The organism is Pseudomonas sp. NPDC090233 (assembly GCF_044772285.1).
GTDB lineage: Bacteria > Pseudomonadota > Gammaproteobacteria > Pseudomonadales > Pseudomonadaceae > Aquipseudomonas.
This window is the reverse complement of sequence record NZ_JBIVYQ010000002.1, coordinates 628,544-649,646: the sequence shown is the minus strand read 5'-3', so window position 1 is coordinate 649,646 and position 21,103 is coordinate 628,544. Positions and strand designations below refer to the sequence as shown.

The window sequence follows — 21,103 nt, the reverse complement described above, 5'->3', positions numbered from 1 at the left end:
GAGACGGTCGACTGTTGTATTCCCTATCAGCCCAACAGTCGCCAAGGAGTGCACGATGCCTGTGACTCAAGCCCATCGCCAAATCGCTGTTACCTGCGCGATCGGCGCAGACACACTGTTGCTCCGGCGTATGACGGCCAGCGAAGGCCTGTCGAGGCTGAGCGAGTACCGACTCGACCTATACAGCGAACGCGCCGACCTGAACCCGGATGATTTACTGGCCACCCCGCTGACGGTTGCCGTGGAACTGCCCAGGGGCGGTCAGCGCCATTTCAGTGGCGTGGTCGCCTCTTTTGCCTACACCGGCCATCAGGGCCGGTTTGCCACTTACCGTGCGGTCGTGCGTCCCTGGTTGTGGCTGCTCACCCACAGTAGCGATTGCCGGATCTTCCAGCAGCAAAGCGTGCTGGATATCGTCAAATCGGTCTGCGCCGCTTACTCCGTCGTGGACCTCGACACTTCCGGGCTCAGTGGTAATTACCCTGCACTGGAATACTGTGTGCAATACCGCGAAACCGATTTCGATTTCGTCAGCCGTCTGTTGGAACATTCCGGCATCTACTATTTTTTCAAGAGTACCGCAGGGCGACACACGCTGCTGCTGGCTGACGGCTATATCGCGCACTCGCCGGTAGAGGGTTACGAGCAGCTGAGCTATCTGCCGGTGCAAGACCCTACCAGGTGCGAGCATGAGGTGATCCACGATTGGCGCATGAGCGCCGAGGTCGAGCCCGGCGCGTGGGTCTTGCAAGATTACGATTTCGAAAATCCGTCGGCGAATTTGCTGGTCAAGTCGGCCCTGGCGCGCGACTACGGCCAGTCTCGCCACGAACGCTATGACTACCCTGGCAAATATCGTGAACGCCAGCAGGGCGAAACCCTGGCCCGTCACCGTATCGAGGCGCGTCAAGCCAGTTATCGGCGCGTCGAGGGGGCCACGCATGCCCGAGGGCTGGTCCCTGGCGCCCTGTTCACCCTCGCCGAACATCCTCGTGACGATCAGAATCAGCAGATGCTGGTGCTGTCCGCTGACTACGTGCTGTCGTCCGATGCCTGCGAGCCAACCCGTTCCGGTGCGATGGAGCCGCTGCTGACCTGCCGATTCACCGCCATGCCTAGCCAACAAGAGTTTCGGCCACAGTGCCTCACGCCCCGGCCAATGGTTCACGGCCCGCAGACCGCCAAGGTCGTGGGTAAGCAGGGTGAAGAGATCTGGACCGACAGTTACGGCCGAATCAAGGTCCAGTTCCACTGGGACCGTGAAGGCGCGCACGATGAAAACAGCTCATGCTGGATCCGCGTCGCCCAGGGCTGGGCGGGTAAGCGCTGGGGCAGCCTGTACCTGCCACGCATCGGCCAGGAAGTGATCGTGAGCTTTCTGGAAGGTGACCCAGATCGCCCGTTGGTCACCGGTTGTGTCTACAACGCTGAAACCATGCCGCCCTGCACATTGCCCGAGCAGGCCACCCGATCGACGCTCAGAAGCTGCACAGCCCAAGGTGGAGGCGGCTACAACGAGCTGCGCTTCGATGATCGCAAGGGCGCTGAGCAAGTGTTCATTCATGCCGAAAAGAATCTGGAACAGCGCATCAAGCACGATGCCCTGGACTGGGTGGGCGGTGATCGCCATTCCCGTGTTGCCGGAGACGTGCGCGAACGCATCGGTGGCGACCGCCATCAGCAGGTGCTGGGTGACCGCACCGAGAAGGCCGCGGGTAACGTGGCGCAGGCGTGCGGCGGTGACTTGCTGCTGCAGGGCGGCAAGAAAGCCAGCCTCGGCGGTGGTATGGATGTCCACATCAAGGGCGGCACGAACGTGATGATCGAAGCCGGCGCGAGCATCACCCTAAAGGCCGGTGGTTCGTTCCTGACCATTGGCCCGTCCATCATCACCTCGGCGCCGCCACTGCCATTGCCCCAGGCGGCCGCTGCCGCGAATGCCTTGGCGCAGGCCCTGCGGCCAGGGCCTGCCGGTGAGCCGCTGGAGCCCAAGGAAGCGGATGATGGCCAGCACTGAAATTTCGTCAACCTGGCACGTCAAGGAGCCTGATATGCCCATGAAATTAAGGGTCAAAAGTTACCGCGGACAGCCGCCGGAGACTGACCTTTGCTGTTTGATCGATGCCACTGGATCTCTGGGGCGGGCATCGGGCAATGATCTGGTACTGGACGACCCAGATCGGTACATCTCCCGTAAACATGCAAGCATCGAACGACGCGAAGCGCAGTACTACCTGGTCGACATTGGCAGCAACCCCAGCGTGGTCAACCAGCGCCTGGTCGGCCAGGGTTGCGAAACGCTGTTGCAGGCGGGTGATGTATTGATGATCGGCGACTACCAAATCGATGTTGACTTGTTGCCCCCAGCGACGCCAAGCGGCGACCCGGCCAGCGTCGGTGTAACCCAGACGCTGGCTGTGTTCGGGGCGCCTGTAGCACCTGCAGCGCTGCCGTGCGTCGAACCGGCAATCGTGCAGCCAAGGGCGGACGTCGACGCACTGGCCGCACAGAGCATGCTGCACGAACCGGTATTCGATCACTCGGCCATGCTTGCCGAACCACTGGGGTTCAACCTGCTTGCTGGCAGTGCCCAGGCATCGCTATTTGATGTGTCTGCGCCCGCACGCTACAGGGGCGCGCACAGCGATCATTTGTCGCCTGAGCTGCACGCCTTGCAGATGTCCGTCGGGCCTGCTCCGGTCATCGTAGAAGCAGGGCTGATTCCCAAGGATTACGATCCCTTGGCCGACCTCATGGCCCCGGCAGTCGCGCACCAACAAGTAAAGCCTGAGGTCGCAACCCATGCTGAACCTCTATCCGCCGAAGGTCCCGTGTTCAAGGCCCTGCTGGAAGGACTGGGGTTGCCACCGTCGTACAACGCAAGGAGCCCCGAGGCGCTGGCCCGATTGGTAGGGCTCATGCTGCGTGAAGCCACCGGTGGCACCATGGATATGCTCAGGGAACGGGCCTCGGTCAAGCGTGAACGCTCCATCGAGATGACCATGATCGGCGCCATAGCGAATAACCCGCTCAAGTTTTTCCCCGATACCAACAGCGCCCTGCAGCAGATGCTTGCTACGGATTCACCCGCCTATCTGCCCGGCAGGCAGGCGCTACAGGCTGCTTTCGACGATCTAAAGGCTCATGAACGAGCCGTTGAAGACGGCATGCGAGAAGCGCTGAGTGAGGTGTTGCTGCACCTGGAGCCCGCAGGCATTGCCCGGGGTGTGGCGGCGCCAGGCTTGCTAAGGCGCCTGCGCCCCTCGGTGCACAAGGCGCGCCTGTGGGCTTGTTTCACCCAGCGGTATGCCGAGCTGACAGGGGATGGTGACAAGAACGTGCAAGGTGGAGGCGCTGAAAATCGCGCCAGTGCCTGCTCATCTCAGGCCCGTCAGCTACGCGCCCGTCGGTAATTCGCTCCTTCACCTGCTGCGAGGCCAGCCCCATGTCATGGAACAGTAAGATCGTCTGGTCGGAAGGCATGCTTCTGCAGCCACAGCATCTGCAACAACACGATCGCTATTTGAGTGCTCGGCTTGAGGCTCGGGTGGGTGCCTTTTTGCCTCATGCCTGGGGTTTCTCTCACTTGGAGATCGACGAGCAGCACCTGGCCTTCGGCAAACTGGCGCTGAAGGCCTACAGCGGCGTACTGCCTGACGGCACACCGGTCGGCCTGCCTTTTGACGAGATGCCGCTGCCACTTGAAATTCCCGCTGACACTCGCGACCTGCTCGTCGTACTGGCGCTTCCCACAGCACGCCATGGCGTGGCTGACACTGATGACACCGCCAGTGTCGAAAATTTCGCGCGCTTTCGCAGCGTCGAGTACGAAGCGTGGGACAGTAACGGCCTGGATAACAGCGCGCTGTTGAGCGTGGGCAAGCTGCGCCTGCGCCTGGCACGCGCTGGCGACGTTGCCGATGGCTATGCCACGTTAGGCGTGGCGCGGGTGCTGGAGCGCCGCGCCGATCAGCGGGTGCAACTGGACCCCGAGTTCTGCCCGCCGAGCATCGCTTTGCGGGCCGCTCCGCGATTAGGGCAATTCGTCGAGGAGTTGCTCGGCTTGCTGCAACAGCGCGCCGATACCATTGCCAAACGACTTAACCAGCCGGCCACCAGCGGTGTGTCGGAGATCGCCGACTTTCTGTTGTTGCAACTGCTCAACCGCAGCGAACCGTTGGTTCGCCACTTGGCGGGCATGGCTGGCCTGCATCCTGAAGCGTTGTACCGTGAGTTGACCCAGTTGGCAGGTGAGCTGGCGACCTTCACCCACACCGAGAAGCGCGCTGCCCGCTATCCGGCCTACCGTCACGATGCCTTGGCCGAGACGTTCTCGCCCTTGATGCTCGATTTGCGTCGGGCCCTGGCCACGGTCATTGACGCACGCGCCATCCAGATTCACCTGGAGGAGCGCCAGTTCGGTATCCGCGTGGCGGTATTGTCGGACCGGGCATTGCTCAGCTGTGCAACGTTTGTCCTGGCGGTGCATGCGCAGATGCCGAGCGAAGCCGTGCGCACTGTTTTTCCACGGCAGGCCAAGCTGGGCTCTGTTGAGAGCATCCGCGACATGGTCAACCTGCAACTGCCTGGTATCGGCCTGAATGCATTGCCGGTTGCGCCGCGTCAGGTGCCTTTCCACGCTGGCTTCACCTATTTCGAACTCGACCGCAATAGCCTGCAGTGGCAGCAAATGACCCAGTCTGCGGGTTTCGCCCTGCATGTGGCGGGCAATTTCCCGGGGCTTGAGATGCAGTTCTGGGCCATTCGTAACGGTTGATCAACAGCGCAGGTGTAGAAACGTGAACGTCAACGATCCCTTGGCCGCTGGGCTGGACCCTGAGCGCACCGTGCTGCTGCCCGCAACCAACGGTCGCCTGCTGGTCCCAGGTCTGTCGCATTGGCAAAGTATTGCAACCGAGGCGCTTACGCCGTGCGGAATAGGCCTCAATTCCCTGGTCCGTGCCGCCCACCCGTTGTTCGCGCTGGTGATGCCCTTGCGCGGCCTGAAGCACGCCCCGGACATGGCAGATCTGCGCCAGCGTCTGATGCGGGCAATCCGCCAGTTCGATGGCCAGGCGCGGGCCTGCGGAGCCGAGGCGCAGACCATTGCCGTTGCCCGCTATGCCCTGTGTACTCTGATCGATGAAACCATTTCCTGCACCGCTTGGGGCGCGGGTGTGTGGAACAGCCGCAGTTTGTTGGTGACATTTCACAATGAAGCGGGGGGCGGAGAGCGCTTCTTTCGAGTGCTTAAGCGTCTGAGCGTGGATGCGCGTAGCCATCTCGACCTTCTGGAACTGATGTACCTGTGCCTGGCCCTGGGTCTGGAGGGGCGCTATCGAGTGATTGACCGCGGTTCCGATCAGTTGGCAGTGCTGCGCGAGCGCTTGTATGGGCTGATCCAGTTGCAACGTGGAGCGATAGAGCAGGACCTGTCGCCTCACTGGAGTGGTGTCGCCACATCGGTTAAACCAAGGCGGCGGGGTATGCCCCGATGGGGAATGGTAATTGGGGCCGCAGTGCTGGTAGGTGGGCTAGTGGTTACCTGCCACTGGCTGCTCGACCGTACCTCGACGTCGCTGCGCACGCAAATGGCCGGTATCCACCTGACAGCGCCCGTGAAGGCCCCGACCCCACCTTCACCCAATGGCATTTCGTTCCTACTGGCCAATGAGCTTGAGCAAGGCCAGTTGAGCGTGCGCGAAACGCCCGAGCATTCGGTCATTACCCTCAGTGGGCAAGGCATTTTCAGCTCGGGCAGCACCGTGGTTTTACACAGCGCAGAGGCGTTGCTGGGACGAATCGGTGATGCGCTGAACAGTGTATCCGGGGAGGTGTTGGTTGTCGGCCACACCGACAACCAACCGTTGTCGCCTCGCGCGCGATTAGCAAATAACACTGAGCTTTCCGAGGCACGTGCCAGCGCCGTGTTGGCGCTATTGGCCAGCCGTGCAGGGCCGATTACGCGTTTCCGCAGTGAGGGCCGCGGCGAAACCGAACCGCTAGTGCTCAACGATTCGCCGGCCAATCGTGCGCGCAATCGACGCGTGGATATCATCTTGATCAATCCTGTACAGCTACAGTAAGGGGTAGGCGTTGTCTTTTCGGGTTCCGTTCTTCGAAGTGCTCGGGCGCTTACTGCAATGGCTCACCAGCGCCTGGATGCTGTCATTGGTCTGTGTGCTGTTGGTCGCTGTGGTGCTGTGGTACCAGGGCCCACTTTTCACATTCGATGGTTATACACCGCTGGCGTCGGAGCAGCGGCGCTGGGGCGCGATCATCCTGCTGCTGCTCGCATGGTTCATGTACTTCGGTTGGCGGGCATACCGTGCCTGGCGCACGAGCCACTTGCCACGGATGAGCAGCGAAGAGCGCCCACTGCAGGACGAGCTGGAGCGCTTGGCGCGGGGCATGCGAGCAGCAATGGAGCTGCTGCGCAAAGGCAGGTCTGGCCGAGCGTGGCTAGGCAAGCGATACCGGTATAAATTGCCGTGGTATCTCGTCATTGGCGCCCCTGGCAGTGGCAAGACCAGCGCAATTGCCAACTCCGGCCTGCAATTTCCACTGAGCGAAGCACGTGGTGATTCGGCCGTTGAGCATAGAGGTGAAACGCATGATTGCGACTGGTGGTTCAGCAACGAGGCGGTGTTGCTCGACACGGCTGGGCGCTACACCCGTCAGGATCACCCTGCGGACTCAACAGCCTGGCACGCCTTGCTCGACCTCTTGCGCAGGCACCGTCCACGTCGCCCGGTGAATGGCGTGATCGTAACCCTCAGTGTGAGCGACCTGCTACAGCCCGGGGATGTACAGGCTCTGCAGTTCAAAGCATTGCGCCTGCGTATCGATGAGTTGTACAAGCGTCTGGGTGTAGTCCTCCCGGTTTATGTTGTGGTCACCCAGTGTGATTTGCTGCCGGGCTTCACCGAGTTCTTCGAGCACCTTGGCCGAGAACAGCGTAGCCAGGTTTGGGGGATGACATTCCCCTTGCCTCATGCCCCGCAGTTGGACGCGGCGCTGGCGAGTTTCCCAATGGAGTTCGATGCGTTGGAGCGCCAGTTACAGGTACGGGTGCTCCAGCTCATGCAGCGAGAGCGCGACCTTGACCGGGGGGACTTGCTGTACAACTTCCCTCGCCGATTTGCCAGTATCAAGGATGAGCTGGGGCGCTTCATGACCCACGTTTTCGCGCCCAACCGTTATCAGTCGCCGACGTTGTTACGAGGGGTCTACTTCACCAGCGCTGGCCAACGGGGCAGCGGGCGTAGTTACTTCATCACCCGTCTGATGCAAGCAGTGATCTGCAAGGAAATGGGATTGGTTGACGCCAGTTTCAGGCCCCAGAAGCGTCGCTGGCTACGAGCAGGAACGTTACGGTTGGCAGTCTTGACGGGGCTGCTGGTACTGGGTGTCGCTTTCAACTATCACCGCAACCAAGCCGTGGTCGAGTGGTCGCAGCAACGCACGACCGAGGTTGCCAGGCTGGCCCAGGCGTTGCCCAATGACGGCAATGTCCTTGCCGCCCTACCATTGCTCGATGAAGCACGGCAGTTGTCAGGGAACGCCATCCGGCGAGAGGAGCGATCGAGTTTGCTCCAATGGTTCGGGGTGAATCAGAACGGCCCTCTCGAGGCCGATGCGTTGAGCCTGTATCGGCGACTATTGCACAGCACCTTGATGGCACCGTTCATCGCTCATCTGGAAACTGTCTTGCGCCGCGGCGATACCACTAATCAGGGCTTCTTGTTCGAAACCCTGCGAGTTTATCTCATGCTCGGCGAGCGGCAATACTTCGATGCCCATTCCGTGCAGGCTTGGGCCGATATCGCCTGGTTTCGCGAGCTGCCCCAGGCCAGCGAAATGCAGCGCCAGGCATTGTCGTCGCATTTGGCCACCTTGCTCGCCGATCAGAAGGCAAGCCCTGAGTCTCTTGACGCCGACCTGATCGCGCAAACCCGTCTGACGCTCGCCTCCCTGACACTGTCACAACGTATCTACAACCGGCTCAAGCGTCAGGTTCTGCATCAGCAACTACCCGCGTTCAGCGCCAATGCCGCTGCTGGGGAGAATGCGACGTCACTGTTGAGTCGTGGTAGCGGAACGCCCTTGTCTCGTGGCGTAAATGGGCTGTTCACCGTGGCCGGCTATCGTGCGTTGCTGGCGATGCATGAACACGCGGTCGTTAATATGGCCAGGGAAAGCTGGATTCTCGATCGTCATGAGGCGGCGCTGGCCGAAAGCAACACTGAGGGTTTGAAGGCTTCGGTGCTTGGCCTGTATTACGCCGAGTACATCAGCCAGTGGGAAAACTACCTGATGGATCTGCAGTTGGTACCGTTAGGTTCTCTGGGCGAAGCAGCGAGAGTCAGCAAGGCACTTTCCGCGGCAGATTCGCCGTTGCGCGCTGTCCTGATGGCCGCTGCGCGTGAGACCACGCTCGAAGACGCTTTCGCGGGGAAAAATGACCATCCGCTGCACCGCCAGAATGGCACACGCCTCGCAAGCGCCCGTGAACGTTTGGACAGCGCGCTGGATGAGAGTGCCCCAGGCCGGGTCGTGGAGCCGGTCAGCAATCCAGTGGGCCAACATTTTTCCAGTTTGCACGCCTTGTTCGGTCGGGGTGACGCTACGCCGCTTGATGAAAGCCTGGCGCTGCTGAAGGAGGCTGCGCAGTTCTTCGACAGTGCCGAGCAAGCTCGTCATGCAGGTACCTCTGCACCGAGCGCAGAGGTCCTTGGTCTCATCAGGCGGCAAGCCGCACAGCTGCCGGTTCCCTTGTCCACGATCTTGCTTGCCATTGCCAACCAGGGCGGCGCGCTGGCGCTCGGTAATGAGCGCGAACGGCTCAGTGCCTTGTGGCGTGCAAGCGGTGCGGCATTCTGTCGTGATGCTATCGCTGGCCGCTACCCGTTGGTACGTAGCGCCAAGCGTGAAGTCACTGCCGACGATTTCGGCAAGTTCTTCAGCCCTGGCGGGCAGATGGACGAATTCTTCAACAAACATCTGGCGCCGTACGTCGATACAAGCACCAGCCGCTGGCGCTGGCGTACCGCCGGCACTGTATCGATGAACAGCCCCCAGGCGGTACTCGACCAGTTCCAGCGTGGCGCACGCATACGCGATATGTACTTTGCCAGCGATGCACGCCAGCCATCCTTGCGCTTTGCCCTCAAACCCCTTGAAGCGGACCCCACGCTGGGCGAGGTGAGCCTGGATATCGCCGGCCAGCCTGTGGCCTTCGAGGCCGATACGGCCCCAGGATTCACGCCCATCACGCTGCCAAGTGGCAAGGGCAAGGATCTGGTGCAACTACTGGCAGGCGATGGGATGCGTAGCGAAGGGCCGTGGGCTTGGCTGCGTCTGCTAGACCAAGGCCAGCTCAGCGCCGAGGAGGGCGAGCGCTTCGTGCTGACCTTCGACCTTGCCGGACGCAAGGTGCGCTTTCTGCTGCAACCCAGCAGCGTGGTCAACCCGTTTCAGCGGGACACCCTCGAACAGTTCCGCTGCCCGGCGCCCTTTTAGCGTGATCGGAATGTACCGCCAGCGGTTACGTCATCACGGATTATCGTGGAGAAACGCACTGCGCTGAGTGTCATCGTCGATATGCTCGGCCAGCGCCTTCAGCAAGGCCTGCTGGGTACCGCAGTGATTCAGGGCCTGGCGCACCAGGATGCGTGCGATCGGGCCGATCAGGTAAGTCAGGCGCTGTTCGCAACGCTGCGTGAAGGCGGGGTCCAGGCCGGTCGGGTGGGAGGCGGGTATCGGCTGTTGGTAACTGCCCAAACACCCCACTGGCATCCTCGGCAGAGTACGTTCCTCGTCCTGCAGCGGGCAGCTTGGCACCGGTGGTGTGGGCAGGGATAGAAGTGCCTCCAGAAACTCCAATGTCGAGGCGAAGCGATCTTCCGCAGACTTTGCCAGCGCCTTGGCGATCAGCTGATCGTACTGCCTGTCCAATGCCGGGTTGAGGCTCGATGGCGGCACCGGGGACTGGTCAAGGATTTGATGCATGATCATGACCGCCGACCCGGAAAACGGCCGTTCCCCGGTTAGCAGTTGGTAGAGCAGAATGCCGGTGGAGAAGATGTCTGAACGGCCGTCTACCCGTTCACCACGGAACTGTTCGGGTGACATGTAGCAAGGCGTGCCGAAAATCACACCGGCCTGCGTCATCACTGTATTGCCCAGGTGCGCAACGCCGAAGTCAGTGACCTTCAGCTGATCATCCACAGTGATGATCAGGTTGGCGGGTTTGATGTCGCGATGAACGACCCCTTTGCAATGGGCATGATGCAAGGCAAGTAGCAGCTGACGCATCCAGTACACAACCTGAGGTAACGGTCGGCTCTGCTGGTTTTGCAGGAGGGTGTCGAGAGTGACGCCATTGATTAACTCCATCGCGATGTAGGCGAAACCCTCAGCCTCACCGTAGTCGTAGACGGTGACAATGTTCGCGTGGTTCAGCCTGCCAGCGGCTTGCGCCTCATGCTGAAAGCGGCGGGGCAATGCGCCTTGATCACTGTCGCCGAGCAGCTCCTTGCGTATCGTCTTGAGCGCCACCATCCGCGCAATTTGGGGGTCGAACGCCTTATAGACGGTCCCCATGGCGCCTGCCCCCAGCGCACTGACGATGTGATACTTGCCCATTCGCTCAAGCATGGTCGGTGCCCGGTTGCGCTTCGAGCAGGTTCAGGGCACAGGCCAGGCTCGTGCGCATGCGCGTGAACGACTGGCCCATGCGCGCCAGGTCGTCGGGGTTGCCGAGGGTTAACGAGGGCAGGTTTGGCTCGCCGAGGCTGACACGCTCGGCAATGTCGGCCATCGCCTTCAGGCGCCGGGTGACGAGCGTGTGAAACGTAAGGCTCAATGTGCAGAACAGGACAGTGAAAATACCCAGCAGCCACAGCATGACGCCGTACAGGCGATCGCGGGCTTGCTGCATCGGCACGGCAAGCGGGACCGAGGAAAAACGCACGCCGACGATTTCGTCGGGTTTCCAGCCAAAGCCATTGTGCGGGCCGTATAGATGTGTCATGGACTGGGGCGCGGTGTCCGGCGAGCCATGACAGGCCAGGCAGGCCGGGTCGCTGACCTGAATCGGCCGGGCGACGAAGAGCATCGAGTCATTACCCTGCTCGCGTTCGCCGACCAGTTCCGGTTTTTCACGCAACTGTTCGATGACCTCGACTTCCCAACCGGTCGCTTTGTTGCTGGGGTTGGGTGGGTTCACGGCGGCTTGTCTGTAGCGGTAGTCCGGGTAGGCCTTGAGCATCTCGCGCATCTGCTCGGTGGTGGCCAGCGATGGGCTCAACTGGGGCAGGAATTCGACCTCCAGGCGGTTTCCCAGTAGCGGCGCGATATGCTTGACGGAATAGTCGCTGCTGGCAGACGCGGCGCCCAGGAGTACGCGCGCTTTGTCCAAGGCTTGCTCACGGGCACTCTGCTTGAGGCAGTAGTCGGCAAGCACGCTGGCAGCGCCAAAAGCGATGCTCAGCGCCGCAAGCAGCACGACGTTGAAGGTGATGAACAGTGACGATCTCATGGTGTCTTCCCCTGCAAGGCGTCATTGCAGACACCGCTGAAACGGCAGGCAGCGTAACGATTCCACGAGGATTGGGAACGGCAATTCTCTCTATGCCTTTCAGGTGAAGGGATTGAATGAAATCATGGAATAAACGGGCGTCAACAGGTGTTCAGCTGGCAGGCAGCAGGCATCCATCACGGCCCAGGTGGTAGCGCTGCAGATCCTGCGCCAGCGTCAGCTGCCCGGTGTAGTGGGCAAGGGCTTCATCACGCACATCATCGATACACGGGCTGCGTCGTGGGTCGTTCTGATACCGGGCGCTGAAATGCGTGAGCACCAGGTTACGCACCTTTGCCCTCTCGGCAAATTGTGCGACGGCTGCCGCTGTGCTGTGGCCGAAGCTGTTCCCGTTGCGCTCGAGGATGGGTTGGGTGAATGTTGCTTCGTGCACCAGTACATCAGCGCCCTGGGCGACATCGGCCAACAGTGTCGGGTTGTCGTTGTCACCGCAGACGATCACGCGCCGCGATGGCCGTGAGGCCAGCAGGTAGTCGCGAGCTTCCAGCCGCTGCCCGCCGAGATCGACCGAAAGCCCCTTGGCCAGGTCGCCCCACAATGGGCCGCGCGGGATCCCTTCGGCATCCAGGCGCGCTACATCCAGGCGCGGTTCGGGATTGAGCTCGGTGAATACATAGCCGACACTCGGTACCCGATGCGAGAGTTGGACCGTGCTGACGCGGAGCGTTTCACTGTCCCAATCCGTCAAGCCTTCGACTGGCAACAGGCTCAGCTCGAAAGGCAGGAAACTGTCGCTGGCCGCCAGGCTCAAACGTACCCAGTCGCATAGCGCATCCGGCAGAATCACATCCAGTGGCGCTGTGCGCCCGCTCATCGCGGCACTGGCCAGCAGGCCAGGCAGGCCGAAACAGTGGTCGCCGTGCACGTGGGTGATGAAGATGGCGCGCAAGTCGCGCATGGATAATGACGTGCGTAGCAATTGATGCTGAGTGCCCTCGCCGCAATCGACCAGGTACCAACGGTTACCAATGGGCTCGATCACTGCGGTGGCGCTGACATTGCGCATGCGGGTGGGCACCCCGGCCGAGGTGCCCAGAAACTGCAGGTCCACTTGTCTGACTCCCTATGTGCCGTGGGCCTACCTTAGCCCGGCTGAGCCGAGCCGTCGATGGGTCAGGGGGTGGCGGGATCAGCTTGGCGCCAGATCAGTTTGCGGGTGTCATAGCCTTGTTTCTGCGCGATCGCCAACAATTGCGCGCGGGCCTGGTCGGTAATGGCCGGTGTGCGCGACAGCAGCCACAGGTATTCGCGATTCGGGTGCCCGACCAGCGCCACGCGGTAGTCCTTGTCGTGATACAGCACCCAGTACTCGCCTTTGGTCAGCCCCGGAGCCAGGCGGCTGAACCAGTTGTCGAACTGCACCCAGAGCTTGTCGGTCTTGCCGGGTTGCTGGGCCTCGGCAATGCCTTTGGCCTCGTTCCATTCACCGTCCTTTTCTTTGCAGCGGTTGGTCACGTCGATGCGCCCGTCCTCGCGCAGACCATAGTGAGCTTCGGACTGCACGCAGTTGCGTTGGAAGAACATCGGCAAGCGTGCCAGTTCGTACCACGTGCCCTGATAGCGCTGCAGGTCGACCTGCTGGGTGGTGGGCGGGACGCGGTGTTCGTCGCTGGAGCCGGCGCAGCCCGCCAGGGCCAGCGTCATGCAGGAAAGGATAAGGGCCGTACGCATCGCCATGGCATACCTCCTGGAAGCGGTTGTGATACCTACCTGTTTTCGATGCGGGCGCGGGCTAAAAGTTGTATTGAGGTCCCGCTTTTGGCACAAGCGCGGCAACCCGGCTGAGTTACCATCCGGCAACGTGAACCCTTTCCCCACAGGAGTGCAGCCCGTGACCGAGTACAGCGCATTCAAGGTCGAACTGACCGACAACATCGCTCATGTCCAAATCAACCGTCCGGAAAAGATCAATGCGATGAACGCGGCCTTCTGGGAGGAAATCGTCGATATCTTCCAGTGGGTCGACGACACCGATGCGGTACGCGCGGTGGTTATCAGCGGTGCAGGCAAGCATTTCTCTTCAGGCATCGACCTGATGATGCTGGCTTCGCTGGCCGGACAGATGGGCAAGGACGTTGGGCGTAATGCGCGGTTGCTGCGCCGCACCATCCTGCGCCTGCAGTCTTCATTCAACGCCGTGGACAATTGCCGCAAGCCAGTGCTGGCAGCGATCCAGGGTTATTGCATCGGCGGCGCCATCGACCTGGTGTCGGCCTGCGACATGCGCTACTGCAGCGCGGAGGCGCAGTTCTCGATCAAGGAAATCGACATGGGCATGGCCGCCGATGTCGGCACCCTGCAACGTTTGCCACGTATCATCGGCGACGGCATGATGCGTGAACTGGCCTTCACCGGGCGAAATGTCGAGGCTGCCGAAGCGCTGCGTATCGGCCTGGTGAACCGGGTCTATGATGATCAGGCCGCGCTGCTCGACGGGGTCTTTGCCATCGCCCGCGAGATTGCCGCAAAATCGCCGATCGCCGTGGCCGGCACCAAGGAAATGCTCAGCTACATGCGCGACCATCGCATCGACGATGGCCTGGAATACATCGCCACCTGGAATGCCGCGATGCTGCAGTCCGAAGACCTGCGCGTGGCGGTGGCGGCGCACATGAGCAAACAGAAACCGACGTTCGCCGACTGACCAAGCCGGGGGACGCAGCACAGGAACCCCCGACATGTCAGCACGCTGGACTACCGCAGTACTCGACCCGCAGATCACCGGGGGCTTGGCCGTCGCCCGCAGCCCGGAAGGGTTCCTGGTGGACGCCAACGGCGCGCTGTTCCCTCGCGACTGGCTCAAACGCCAGGACCTCGACGTGCTGGCCGAGCATGGTATCGGCCATTTCGATGGCGAGCCGGTGTTCCTGCTGGAACTGCGCAGCGCCGCCGAAGTGCCCGGTTGCGGCTGGCGCGGCCTGCGGGCGTTCATGCTGGAAGGCGATTTCGACCTTTATAAAGTGCTGGGCTACGCCGCACAGATCGGCACCTGGGCCCGCGAACATCGCTTCTGTGGCAGCTGTGGCCAGGCGATGACGCAGATTCGCTGGGAGCGCGCGATGTACTGCCAGCCCTGCGATCTGCGCAGCTACCCACGCATTTCGCCGAGCATGATCGTGCTGGTGACCCGTGGTGACGAAATCCTGCTGGCCCGTTCACCGCGTTTCGTCACCGGCGTCTACAGCACCTTGGCGGGGTTCGCCGAGCCGGGCGAATCGGCCGAGGACTGCCTGGTGCGCGAGGTGCGCGAAGAGGTGGCGGTCGAGGTGCGCAACATCCAGTACGTCGGCAGCCAGTGCTGGCCATTCCCGCATTCGATGATGCTGGGCTTCCACGCCGAGTATGCGGGTGGCGACATCGTCATGCAGCCGGACGAAATCGAGGATGCCCAGTGGTTCAACGTGCACGACCTGCCGCCGCTGCCGGCCGGGCGTTCCATCGCCCGTTACCTGATCGATCTGTATGTGGCGCGCCGCTTAGGCCTGGCCGAACCAGTGCTGCCACGCTAGGCGTACGGTCAAGGCCAGCACCACGGTGATGAATACCGGGCGGATGAACTTGCTGCCGCCGCTGATCGCCGTGCGTGCGCCGAAGAACGCGCCGACCATCACCGACAGACCCATGCACAGGCCAACCACGTAATCCACCTGCCCGGAAATCACGAACACCGTCAGCGCCGCGATGTTGCTGACGAAGTTCATGCTGCGTGCCACGCCACTGGCGCGGACCAGGTCGATGGGGTAGAGCAGCAGCGTGCTCACGGTCCAGAATGCACCGGTGCCGGGGCCGGCCACGCCGTCATAGAAGCCCAGGGTGAAGCCTTGCGGGAACTGCCACTTCTTCTTGATCGGCGCATCGGCATCCAGCGGTGCCTTGGGCGTGCCGCCGAACAGCAAGTAGATGCCGCACGCGAAGACGATCACCGGCAGCATCCTGTTCAGCCATTCGGCCGGCATGTAGTGGGCGACGACCGCACCGATCGAGGCACCGACCAACGTCGCGAGCAACGCCGGACGCCACTGCGCGGGGTGGAACAGCTTGCGTTTGTAGTAGGTGAAGCCGGCGGTGGCCGAGCCGAAGGTCGAGCTGAGCTTGTTGGTGCCCAGCACCAGGTGCGGCGGCATGCCGGCGGTGAGCAGTGCCGGGGTGGTAAGCAGGCCGCCACCGCCGGCAATGGCGTCGATGAAACCGGCGACGAAGGCGACCAGGGCGAGGATCAGCAGGGTGAGGGGTTCTACGGTGAGTTCGAAGGGCATTGGGGTCTGGCTGGCAGGTTAGGCAGGGGGCGCATGGTAAACCTGGGGGTAATGAGTTGCCAGTGCCGGCGAACAGGCCGGCACTGGCACTGCATCAGCTCTGGATGAACGCCAGCAAGTCTGCATTGATCACATCGGCATGGGTGGTCGGCATGCCATGCGGGAAGCCTTTGTAGGTCTTCAGCGTGCCATTGGGCAGCAGCTTGGCCGACAGCGGCCCTGAGTTCTCGTACGGCACGATCTGGTCATCATCGCCGTGCATCACCAGCACCGGCTGGCTGATACCCTTGAGGTCCTCGGTAAAGTCGGTCTGGGAGAACGCCACGATGCCGTCGTAGTGTGCCTTGGCACTGCCGATCATGCCCTGGCGCCACCAATTGGCGATGACCCCTTCGGCCGCTTGCGCGCCAGCACGGTTGTAACCGTAGAACGGACCGGCCGGCACATCCCGGTAGAACTGGGCGCGGTTGCTCGCCACCTGCGCCTGGAAGCCATCGAACACCGACTTGGGCAGGCCGCCGGGGTTGCCTGGGGTTTGCACCATCAACGGCGGCACGGCCGCAATCAACACGGCTTTGGCCACCTTGTCGCCGGGGTGGCGGGCCATGTAGCGCACCACCTCGCCGCCACCGGTGGAATGGCCGACATGCACCGCACCCTGGATGCCCAGATGCTCGACCACCGCGGCCACGTCATCGGCGTAATGGTCCATGTCGTGGCCATCCCAGACCTGGCTGGAGCGCCCGTGGCCGCGACGATCGTGGGCCACTACGCGAAAGCCTTTGCCGAGAAAGAACAGCATTTGCGCGTCCCAGTCGTCGGCACTGAGCGGCCAACCGTGGTGAAAGTGGATGACCGGCGCATCGCGCGGGCCCCAGTCCTTGTAGAAGATTTGAACGCCATCCTTCGTGGTCACGTAGCTCATGGTCGCGTCTCCTCTGTGCAGGGGGATTGCCGAATGAGCTATTGAGAATAGGAGAGATTTGGTTTTTGTCGTTCACAGAAACCACCGGTACTCGCGGGCGCTGACTTCGTGCATGAATGCCAGGTGATCCTGACGCTTGTTCTCGCAGTACACCATCACGAACTCTTCCCCCAGCCCTTCATTCACCGCTGGGTGCCCGCGCATGCTTGCGACCGCGCTTGGCATATCCTTGGGGAAATCGACCCCGCTGGTGCGGTCTTCGTTCAGCGGCGCGATCGGCTCCTGCCCGGCCTCCAGCCCGTGCTCCATGCCGCACAATATGGCTGCCAGCACCAGGTAGGGGTTGGCGTCCGCCCCTGCCAAGCGGTGCTCGATGCGCAGGTTGCGTGCGTCCGAATCGGGAATGCGGATGCACGCGTCACGGTCTTCAAAACCCCAGCTGGCACGGCTGGCGGCATTGACCATCGCGCCGTAACGGCGAAACGCGTTGTGGTTGGCAGCAAAGATCGGCATGCAATGGGGCAGCAAGGCCAGGCAGCCGGCCACCGCATGGCGCAGCGGACGTTGCTGGTCGGCCGCCAGCAGGTTGTTGCCTGCCTTGTCGTATAGGCTGACGTGCACGTGCATGCCGCTGCCTGGCGCCTGCAGGTAGGGTTTGCTCATGAACGAAGCGCGCAGCCCGTGCTTGAGCGCTACGCCGCGCGTGCTGCGGCAGAACAGGGCGGCCCAGTCGGCGGCGCGCAGGCCGTCGTCGCAGTGGCCGAAGTTGATCTCGAACTGGCCAGGGCCGAGCTCGGCGGTGATGACGTTGGCATCGACCCCCTGGGCGTTGGCGGTGTGCACCATGTCACGGAGCACATCGCTGAACCGCGACAAGCGTTCGATGTGCATGTTCGGCTGGTCATCCGGGTCATCGCTGAACGGGTCGCGCGGAAACTGTGGCATGCCTTGCTTGAGCGCCCGGTCGAACAGGTAGAACTCCAGCTCGAATGCCACCACCGGGCGAATGCCGCGACGTTCCAGGCGCTGCAGCACGCGGGCCAGCACTTCGCGGGGCTCGAACTCGATGGGGGAGGCGGTGCCGTCGGAGCTGATCAGCATCTGGCCCAGCGGTTCGCGCTCCCAGCTGACCGGCTTTAGCGTACCCGGCACCAGGCGCCGCAGCGCATCCGGGTCGCCGTCGTTGAAGCAGTAGTCGCCAATCGGGAACAGCCCACCTTGCACGCCCAGCAGCACGCAGTTCTGCGGCAGCTTCAGCGGGCTGCCGCTGGCGACCTTCTCCAGCATGTCGATAGGGTAGCGCTTGCCGTAGAAGTGCCCCGGGATGTCCAGGCTCAGCAGGTCGACATGGGTAACTTCGGGGTAACGGGCGCGGAAGGCGCGTACTTCACTGAGCAGATCGGCAAAGCTTGTCGTTGTGGTTGTCATGCTGTGCTCTCATCGGAATACCCAGAGGACGCGGGTCGTCTGGTCGGTCAGATTGGCGTAACGGAACTGGCTGTGCGGGGGCAGCTGAAAGCTGTCGTTGGGGCCGAGCGTCACCGCGTCTTCGCGGCCCGCCAGCCAAACCGTCAGCTCGCCCTCCAGCACGAAACCACCTTGCTCGGAGCTGTCGTTCAGGTGCCCCTCGCCGCTGCTGGCACCGGGCGCCAGGTGGCTTTCGAGCATGGCGAAGCTGCCGTTGAGCGTGGGCGACACCAGCACGTCGCTGATGCCTTCGGCGTAGTAGATCGTGCGCCGTTCGCCTGGGCGGGTGACCCAGTCCAGTTCGCGCGGCTGGCTGGCCTGGTAGAAAAAGGTGGTAGGGACGTGCAGCGCTTCGCTGATGGCGGTCAGGTCGGCCACGGTGGGTTGCGACAGGCCACGTTCGACCTGGGACAGAAAGCCCAGCGAACGCTTGACCTGTGTCGCCAGCTCGCCGAGCGTCAGCCCCCGGTGCTTGCGCAGGTCGCGGATCAACTGAGCCAGGCCTTGAGCGTCTTCAGACATGATCGCGCATCCTGTACCAGGCCTTGGCAGCAGCCTCCAACGGGGCGGCCAGCAGATCGCCGCCGGGGAAGTGGCCATTGTCGATGCCCTGGTACAACGCCAGCAGGTCGTCGTCGCCGAGGATCGCATCGCTCACCGCCCGAGCGCCGGCCAGGGTCGGCAGCACGCCATGGCCTGAGAAACCCTGCAGCCAATAGCGCTGGCCCTCGCGGCCGATGTCCGGGGTGCGCTGAATGCTGCAGTCGATGTGCCCGCCCCAGGCATAGTCGATGGCCACACCGGTCAGTTGCGGGAATACCCGCTCCAGGTAGGGGCGGGTGGCGCTGGCGACATCCTTGGGAATGCCGCCCAGGTAGGTGCATCCACCGCCGAACAGCAGGCGGTGGTCCGGGGTGAGGCGGAAATAGTCGGGCACGAACTGGTTGTCGATCACGCAACTGTTGCGCGGCAGCAGCGAGCGGGCGACATCCGCTTCGAGGGGCGCGGTGGCCACCTGGTACGAGCCGACCGGCAGCAAGCGGCGTGACAGGGTGCGGTCGAGGCGGTCGATGTAGGCGTTGCAGGCCAGTACCAGCACGTCACAGTGCACTTCGCCCTGCGCAGTGCGGGCGACGTAGCCGTTGGTGGTCTGTTGGTAATCAAGAACCTGGCTCTGCTCGAAAATCTGCCCGCCAGCGGCTTCAAGGGTGGTGGCCACGCCCTGGGCCAGCTTCAGCGGGTTAAGGTGTGCGCCCCTGGCGTCGTACAGTGCGGCCTGGTAGCGCGGGCTGTCGATCCATTGTGGCAGCTCGTCCCGGCCGATCAGGCGCAAGGCGTCATAGCTCCACTTCTGCTCGGCGTCTTGCAACGCTTCCTGCAGCAGCTTCACCCGACGCGGCAAAACCGATGTCCACAGGCTGCCGACCCGATAGTCGATGTCGAAGCCATGACGCTCTGGCAGCTCACGCATTTCATCGGCGGCCCAGCACATGCTCTCCCACAGGCGCCGAGTTCGCTCCACGCCCAACGCCTTTTCCATGGGCGGCATGTCGCAGGACCAGCCCAGCAGTGCCTGTCCGCCATTGCGCCCGGAAGCGGCCCAGGCCACCCGGCTGGCTTCCAGCAGGGTCACGCGCTTGCCGGCCAGGGCCAGGCGCAGGGCGGTGTGCAGACCGCTGAAGCCTGCACCGATGATCAGTACCTCGGTGTCGAGCCGGCCTTGCAGAGTAGGGCGCAGGGGAATGCTCGTCGGGTAGGTCTGAGCGTAGTAAGTGGCGACGTGCTGGGCGGATTGCTTGAACATGCCGGATCCTCGTGAAATTTATTGTGCTTATTTTCATGAAAATCTAGCAGGTAATTTTCATCGCGCCAGTTGCTGGCGGTTGGCGATATGATCGGCAGACGTCATCTTTCAATGGAACCGCTTATGCGCCGCCTGCCGTCCCTGACCGCCCTGCGCACGTTCGAGTGTGCGGCACGCCACGGCCACTTCGGGCGCGCCGCCGCCGAGCTGTGTGTCACCGACAGCGCCGTGAGCCACCAGATCCGCCAGTTGGAGGAACAGCTGGGGGTCAGCCTGTTCGAACGGGTAGGCCGCCAGGTGCGCCCCAGTGCCGAGGCCGAACGCCTGCTGCATCACCTGCAACAAGCCTTCGAATTGATCGGCAAGGCCTGTGACGAACTGCGCGACCCGGCTTCGCAAGCGGTCCTGCGGGTTGCAGTGACGGCGGAACTGGCGCAGAAATGGCTGGTGGCAAGGCTCGCCGACTTCAGCAGCCGTTACCCGCACATCACCCTGCACCTGCACGAGCAGCCCATCGATGCTGGCTCGCCAGCGCTGGATGTGGACCTGGCCGTCACCTACGGCACCAGTAGCCTCGACGCCAGTACCCACTTCGTCCGCCCCTTGCCGCTGCTGCAATTCTTCCCAGTGTGCAGCCCAGGCCTGTTCAACCAGGGCGGCCTCAAGCGCCCCCGCGACCTGGTGCGCCATTGCCTACTGCATGACGACCAGGATGGCCGGACCTGGACCAGCTGGCTGGCCACCCACGCCGACGATGCCTTGCCTACCCGGCAGCTGTATTTTCCGCACGCGGCATTGGCGCTGGAGGCGGCGCTGCTCGGGCAAGGGGTCGCCATGGGCGACAACCTGACCTGCCAGGCCGATTTGCAGAGTGGCAGGCTGGTACGGCCCTTCAATGCCAGCGTGACCGCTCAGGGGCAGTACGCGCTGGTGTGCGAACGGTTGCGACTGGAGCGAGTTGCGGTCGCACAATTCATCGAATGGTTCATCGAACAGCTGGGCGATAGCTGAAATGAATTCAACTATCGCTGAGTTTTCATCGTTGGATG

At 62.5% G+C, this 21,103-nt stretch carries 17 protein-coding genes; 8 read left to right on the top strand and 9 right to left on the bottom strand.

What is annotated here, in order from left to right; genetic code table 11:
- Nucleotides 1-55 precede the first annotated feature (55 nt).
- The 5 genes from ACIQUF_RS07430 to tssM are packed head-to-tail and all read left to right on the top strand — an operon-like array spanning nucleotide 56 to nucleotide 9,522.
- Nucleotides 56-2,017 (top strand): type VI secretion system Vgr family protein, encoded by a 1,962-nt coding sequence (locus tag ACIQUF_RS07430; RefSeq protein WP_403129977.1) that lies wholly within the window; start codon nucleotides 56-58, stop codon nucleotides 2,015-2,017.
- 34 nt (nucleotides 2,018-2,051) lie between these two features.
- The gene (gene tagH / locus ACIQUF_RS07425; RefSeq protein WP_403129973.1) at nucleotides 2,052-3,413 is read left to right on the top strand and encodes a type VI secretion system-associated FHA domain protein TagH; all 1,362 of its coding nucleotides are present in this window, start codon (nucleotides 2,052-2,054) and stop codon (nucleotides 3,411-3,413) included.
- Nucleotides 3,414-3,445: 32 nt separating this feature from the next.
- Complete coding sequence (tssK, locus tag ACIQUF_RS07420; protein ID WP_403129970.1) at nucleotides 3,446-4,777, top strand: type VI secretion system baseplate subunit TssK; 1,332 nt, start codon at nucleotides 3,446-3,448, stop codon at nucleotides 4,775-4,777.
- Between the two features lie 22 nt (nucleotides 4,778-4,799).
- Nucleotides 4,800-6,086: a type IVB secretion system protein IcmH/DotU gene (gene icmH, locus ACIQUF_RS07415; RefSeq protein ID WP_403129967.1), complete on the top strand. Its 1,287-nt coding sequence runs from the start codon at nucleotides 4,800-4,802 to the stop codon at nucleotides 6,084-6,086.
- A 10-nt stretch (nucleotides 6,087-6,096) separates the two neighbouring features.
- Nucleotides 6,097-9,522 carry a type VI secretion system membrane subunit TssM gene (gene tssM, locus ACIQUF_RS07410; protein WP_403129964.1) on the top strand — a complete coding sequence of 1,142 codons (3,426 nt, stop codon included), beginning with the start codon at nucleotides 6,097-6,099 and terminating at the stop codon, nucleotides 9,520-9,522.
- Nucleotides 9,523-9,555: 33 nt separating this feature from the next.
- Here the strand turns inward: tssM and ACIQUF_RS07405 are convergent, their stop codons facing one another.
- The 4 genes from ACIQUF_RS07405 to ACIQUF_RS07390 all read right to left on the bottom strand — a co-directional run bounded on the left by ACIQUF_RS07405 (nucleotide 9,556) and on the right by ACIQUF_RS07390 (nucleotide 13,279).
- On the bottom strand, nucleotides 9,556-10,659 hold the full coding sequence (locus ACIQUF_RS07405) for a serine/threonine-protein kinase (RefSeq protein WP_403129961.1): 1,104 nt from the start codon (nucleotides 10,657-10,659) through the stop codon (nucleotides 9,556-9,558).
- Complete coding sequence (locus tag ACIQUF_RS07400) at nucleotides 10,652-11,542, bottom strand: DUF3365 domain-containing protein (RefSeq protein ID WP_403129958.1); 891 nt, start codon at nucleotides 11,540-11,542, stop codon at nucleotides 10,652-10,654. Before ACIQUF_RS07400 ends, ACIQUF_RS07405 begins: the two co-directional genes overlap by 8 nt.
- A gap of 151 nt (nucleotides 11,543-11,693) precedes the next feature.
- Nucleotides 11,694-12,653, bottom strand: coding sequence for a ribonuclease Z (locus ACIQUF_RS07395; protein WP_403129955.1), 960 nt, complete (start codon nucleotides 12,651-12,653; stop codon nucleotides 11,694-11,696).
- A gap of 62 nt (nucleotides 12,654-12,715) precedes the next feature.
- Nucleotides 12,716-13,279 carry a lipocalin family protein gene (locus ACIQUF_RS07390; RefSeq protein ID WP_403129952.1) on the bottom strand — a complete coding sequence of 188 codons (564 nt, stop codon included), beginning with the start codon at nucleotides 13,277-13,279 and terminating at the stop codon, nucleotides 12,716-12,718.
- 154 nt (nucleotides 13,280-13,433) lie between these two features.
- Here ACIQUF_RS07390 and ACIQUF_RS07385 point away from each other — a divergent pair, with 154 nt between their 5' ends.
- Together ACIQUF_RS07385 and nudC are read left to right on the top strand one after the other, a co-directional pair.
- Nucleotides 13,434-14,246, top strand: a complete 813-nt coding sequence (locus ACIQUF_RS07385) for a crotonase/enoyl-CoA hydratase family protein (RefSeq protein WP_403129949.1) — start codon at nucleotides 13,434-13,436, stop codon at nucleotides 14,244-14,246.
- A 34-nt stretch (nucleotides 14,247-14,280) separates the two neighbouring features.
- Nucleotides 14,281-15,111, top strand: coding sequence for an NAD(+) diphosphatase (gene nudC / locus ACIQUF_RS07380; protein ID WP_403129947.1), 831 nt, complete (start codon nucleotides 14,281-14,283; stop codon nucleotides 15,109-15,111).
- On the opposite strand, the gene ACIQUF_RS07375 is transcribed toward nudC, so the two are convergent.
- The 5 genes from ACIQUF_RS07375 to ACIQUF_RS07355 all read right to left on the bottom strand — a co-directional run bounded on the left by ACIQUF_RS07375 (nucleotide 15,079) and on the right by ACIQUF_RS07355 (nucleotide 20,054).
- Nucleotides 15,079-15,858: a TSUP family transporter gene (locus tag ACIQUF_RS07375; RefSeq protein ID WP_403129944.1), complete on the bottom strand. Its 780-nt coding sequence runs from the start codon at nucleotides 15,856-15,858 to the stop codon at nucleotides 15,079-15,081. The genes nudC and ACIQUF_RS07375 overlap by 33 nt on opposite strands.
- A gap of 94 nt (nucleotides 15,859-15,952) precedes the next feature.
- Nucleotides 15,953-16,783, bottom strand: coding sequence for an alpha/beta fold hydrolase (locus ACIQUF_RS07370; protein ID WP_403129941.1), 831 nt, complete (start codon nucleotides 16,781-16,783; stop codon nucleotides 15,953-15,955).
- Nucleotides 16,784-16,855: 72 nt separating this feature from the next.
- Complete coding sequence (locus ACIQUF_RS07365) at nucleotides 16,856-18,211, bottom strand: glutamine synthetase family protein (RefSeq protein WP_403129938.1); 1,356 nt, start codon at nucleotides 18,209-18,211, stop codon at nucleotides 16,856-16,858.
- A gap of 9 nt (nucleotides 18,212-18,220) precedes the next feature.
- Nucleotides 18,221-18,772 (bottom strand): helix-turn-helix domain-containing protein, encoded by a 552-nt coding sequence (locus ACIQUF_RS07360; RefSeq protein WP_403129936.1) that lies wholly within the window; start codon nucleotides 18,770-18,772, stop codon nucleotides 18,221-18,223.
- On the bottom strand, nucleotides 18,765-20,054 hold the full coding sequence (locus tag ACIQUF_RS07355; RefSeq protein ID WP_403129934.1) for an NAD(P)/FAD-dependent oxidoreductase: 1,290 nt from the start codon (nucleotides 20,052-20,054) through the stop codon (nucleotides 18,765-18,767). The genes ACIQUF_RS07360 and ACIQUF_RS07355 overlap by 8 nt, the downstream gene beginning before the upstream one ends.
- A 123-nt stretch (nucleotides 20,055-20,177) precedes the next feature.
- Here ACIQUF_RS07355 and ACIQUF_RS07350 point away from each other — a divergent pair, with 123 nt between their 5' ends.
- Nucleotides 20,178-21,065 carry a LysR substrate-binding domain-containing protein gene (locus ACIQUF_RS07350; RefSeq protein ID WP_403129932.1) on the top strand — a complete coding sequence of 296 codons (888 nt, stop codon included), beginning with the start codon at nucleotides 20,178-20,180 and terminating at the stop codon, nucleotides 21,063-21,065.
- Nucleotides 21,066-21,103 lie beyond the last annotated feature (38 nt).

Coding starts and splice junctions, on each gene's coding strand:
- tagH (WP_403129973.1), top strand. CDS start 2,052: ATGCCCATGAAATTAAGGGTCAAAAGTTACCGCGGACAGCCGCCGGAG.
- ACIQUF_RS07405 (WP_403129961.1), bottom strand. CDS start 10,659: ATGCTTGAGCGAATGGGCAAGTATCACATCGTCAGTGCGCTGGGGGCA.
- ACIQUF_RS07360 (WP_403129936.1), bottom strand. CDS start 18,772: ATGTCTGAAGACGCTCAAGGCCTGGCTCAGTTGATCCGCGACCTGCGC.
- ACIQUF_RS07370 (WP_403129941.1), bottom strand. CDS start 16,783: ATGAGCTACGTGACCACGAAGGATGGCGTTCAAATCTTCTACAAGGAC.
- ACIQUF_RS07390 (WP_403129952.1), bottom strand. CDS start 13,279: ATGGCGATGCGTACGGCCCTTATCCTTTCCTGCATGACGCTGGCCCTG.
- ACIQUF_RS07375 (WP_403129944.1), bottom strand. CDS start 15,858: ATGCCCTTCGAACTCACCGTAGAACCCCTCACCCTGCTGATCCTCGCC.
- ACIQUF_RS07365 (WP_403129938.1), bottom strand. CDS start 18,211: ATGACAACCACAACGACAAGCTTTGCCGATCTGCTCAGTGAAGTACGC.
- ACIQUF_RS07430 (WP_403129977.1), top strand. CDS start 56: ATGCCTGTGACTCAAGCCCATCGCCAAATCGCTGTTACCTGCGCGATC.
- ACIQUF_RS07355 (WP_403129934.1), bottom strand. CDS start 20,054: ATGTTCAAGCAATCCGCCCAGCACGTCGCCACTTACTACGCTCAGACC.
- ACIQUF_RS07400 (WP_403129958.1), bottom strand. CDS start 11,542: ATGAGATCGTCACTGTTCATCACCTTCAACGTCGTGCTGCTTGCGGCG.
- nudC (WP_403129947.1), top strand. CDS start 14,281: ATGTCAGCACGCTGGACTACCGCAGTACTCGACCCGCAGATCACCGGG.
- tssK (WP_403129970.1), top strand. CDS start 3,446: ATGTCATGGAACAGTAAGATCGTCTGGTCGGAAGGCATGCTTCTGCAG.
- ACIQUF_RS07350 (WP_403129932.1), top strand. CDS start 20,178: ATGCGCCGCCTGCCGTCCCTGACCGCCCTGCGCACGTTCGAGTGTGCG.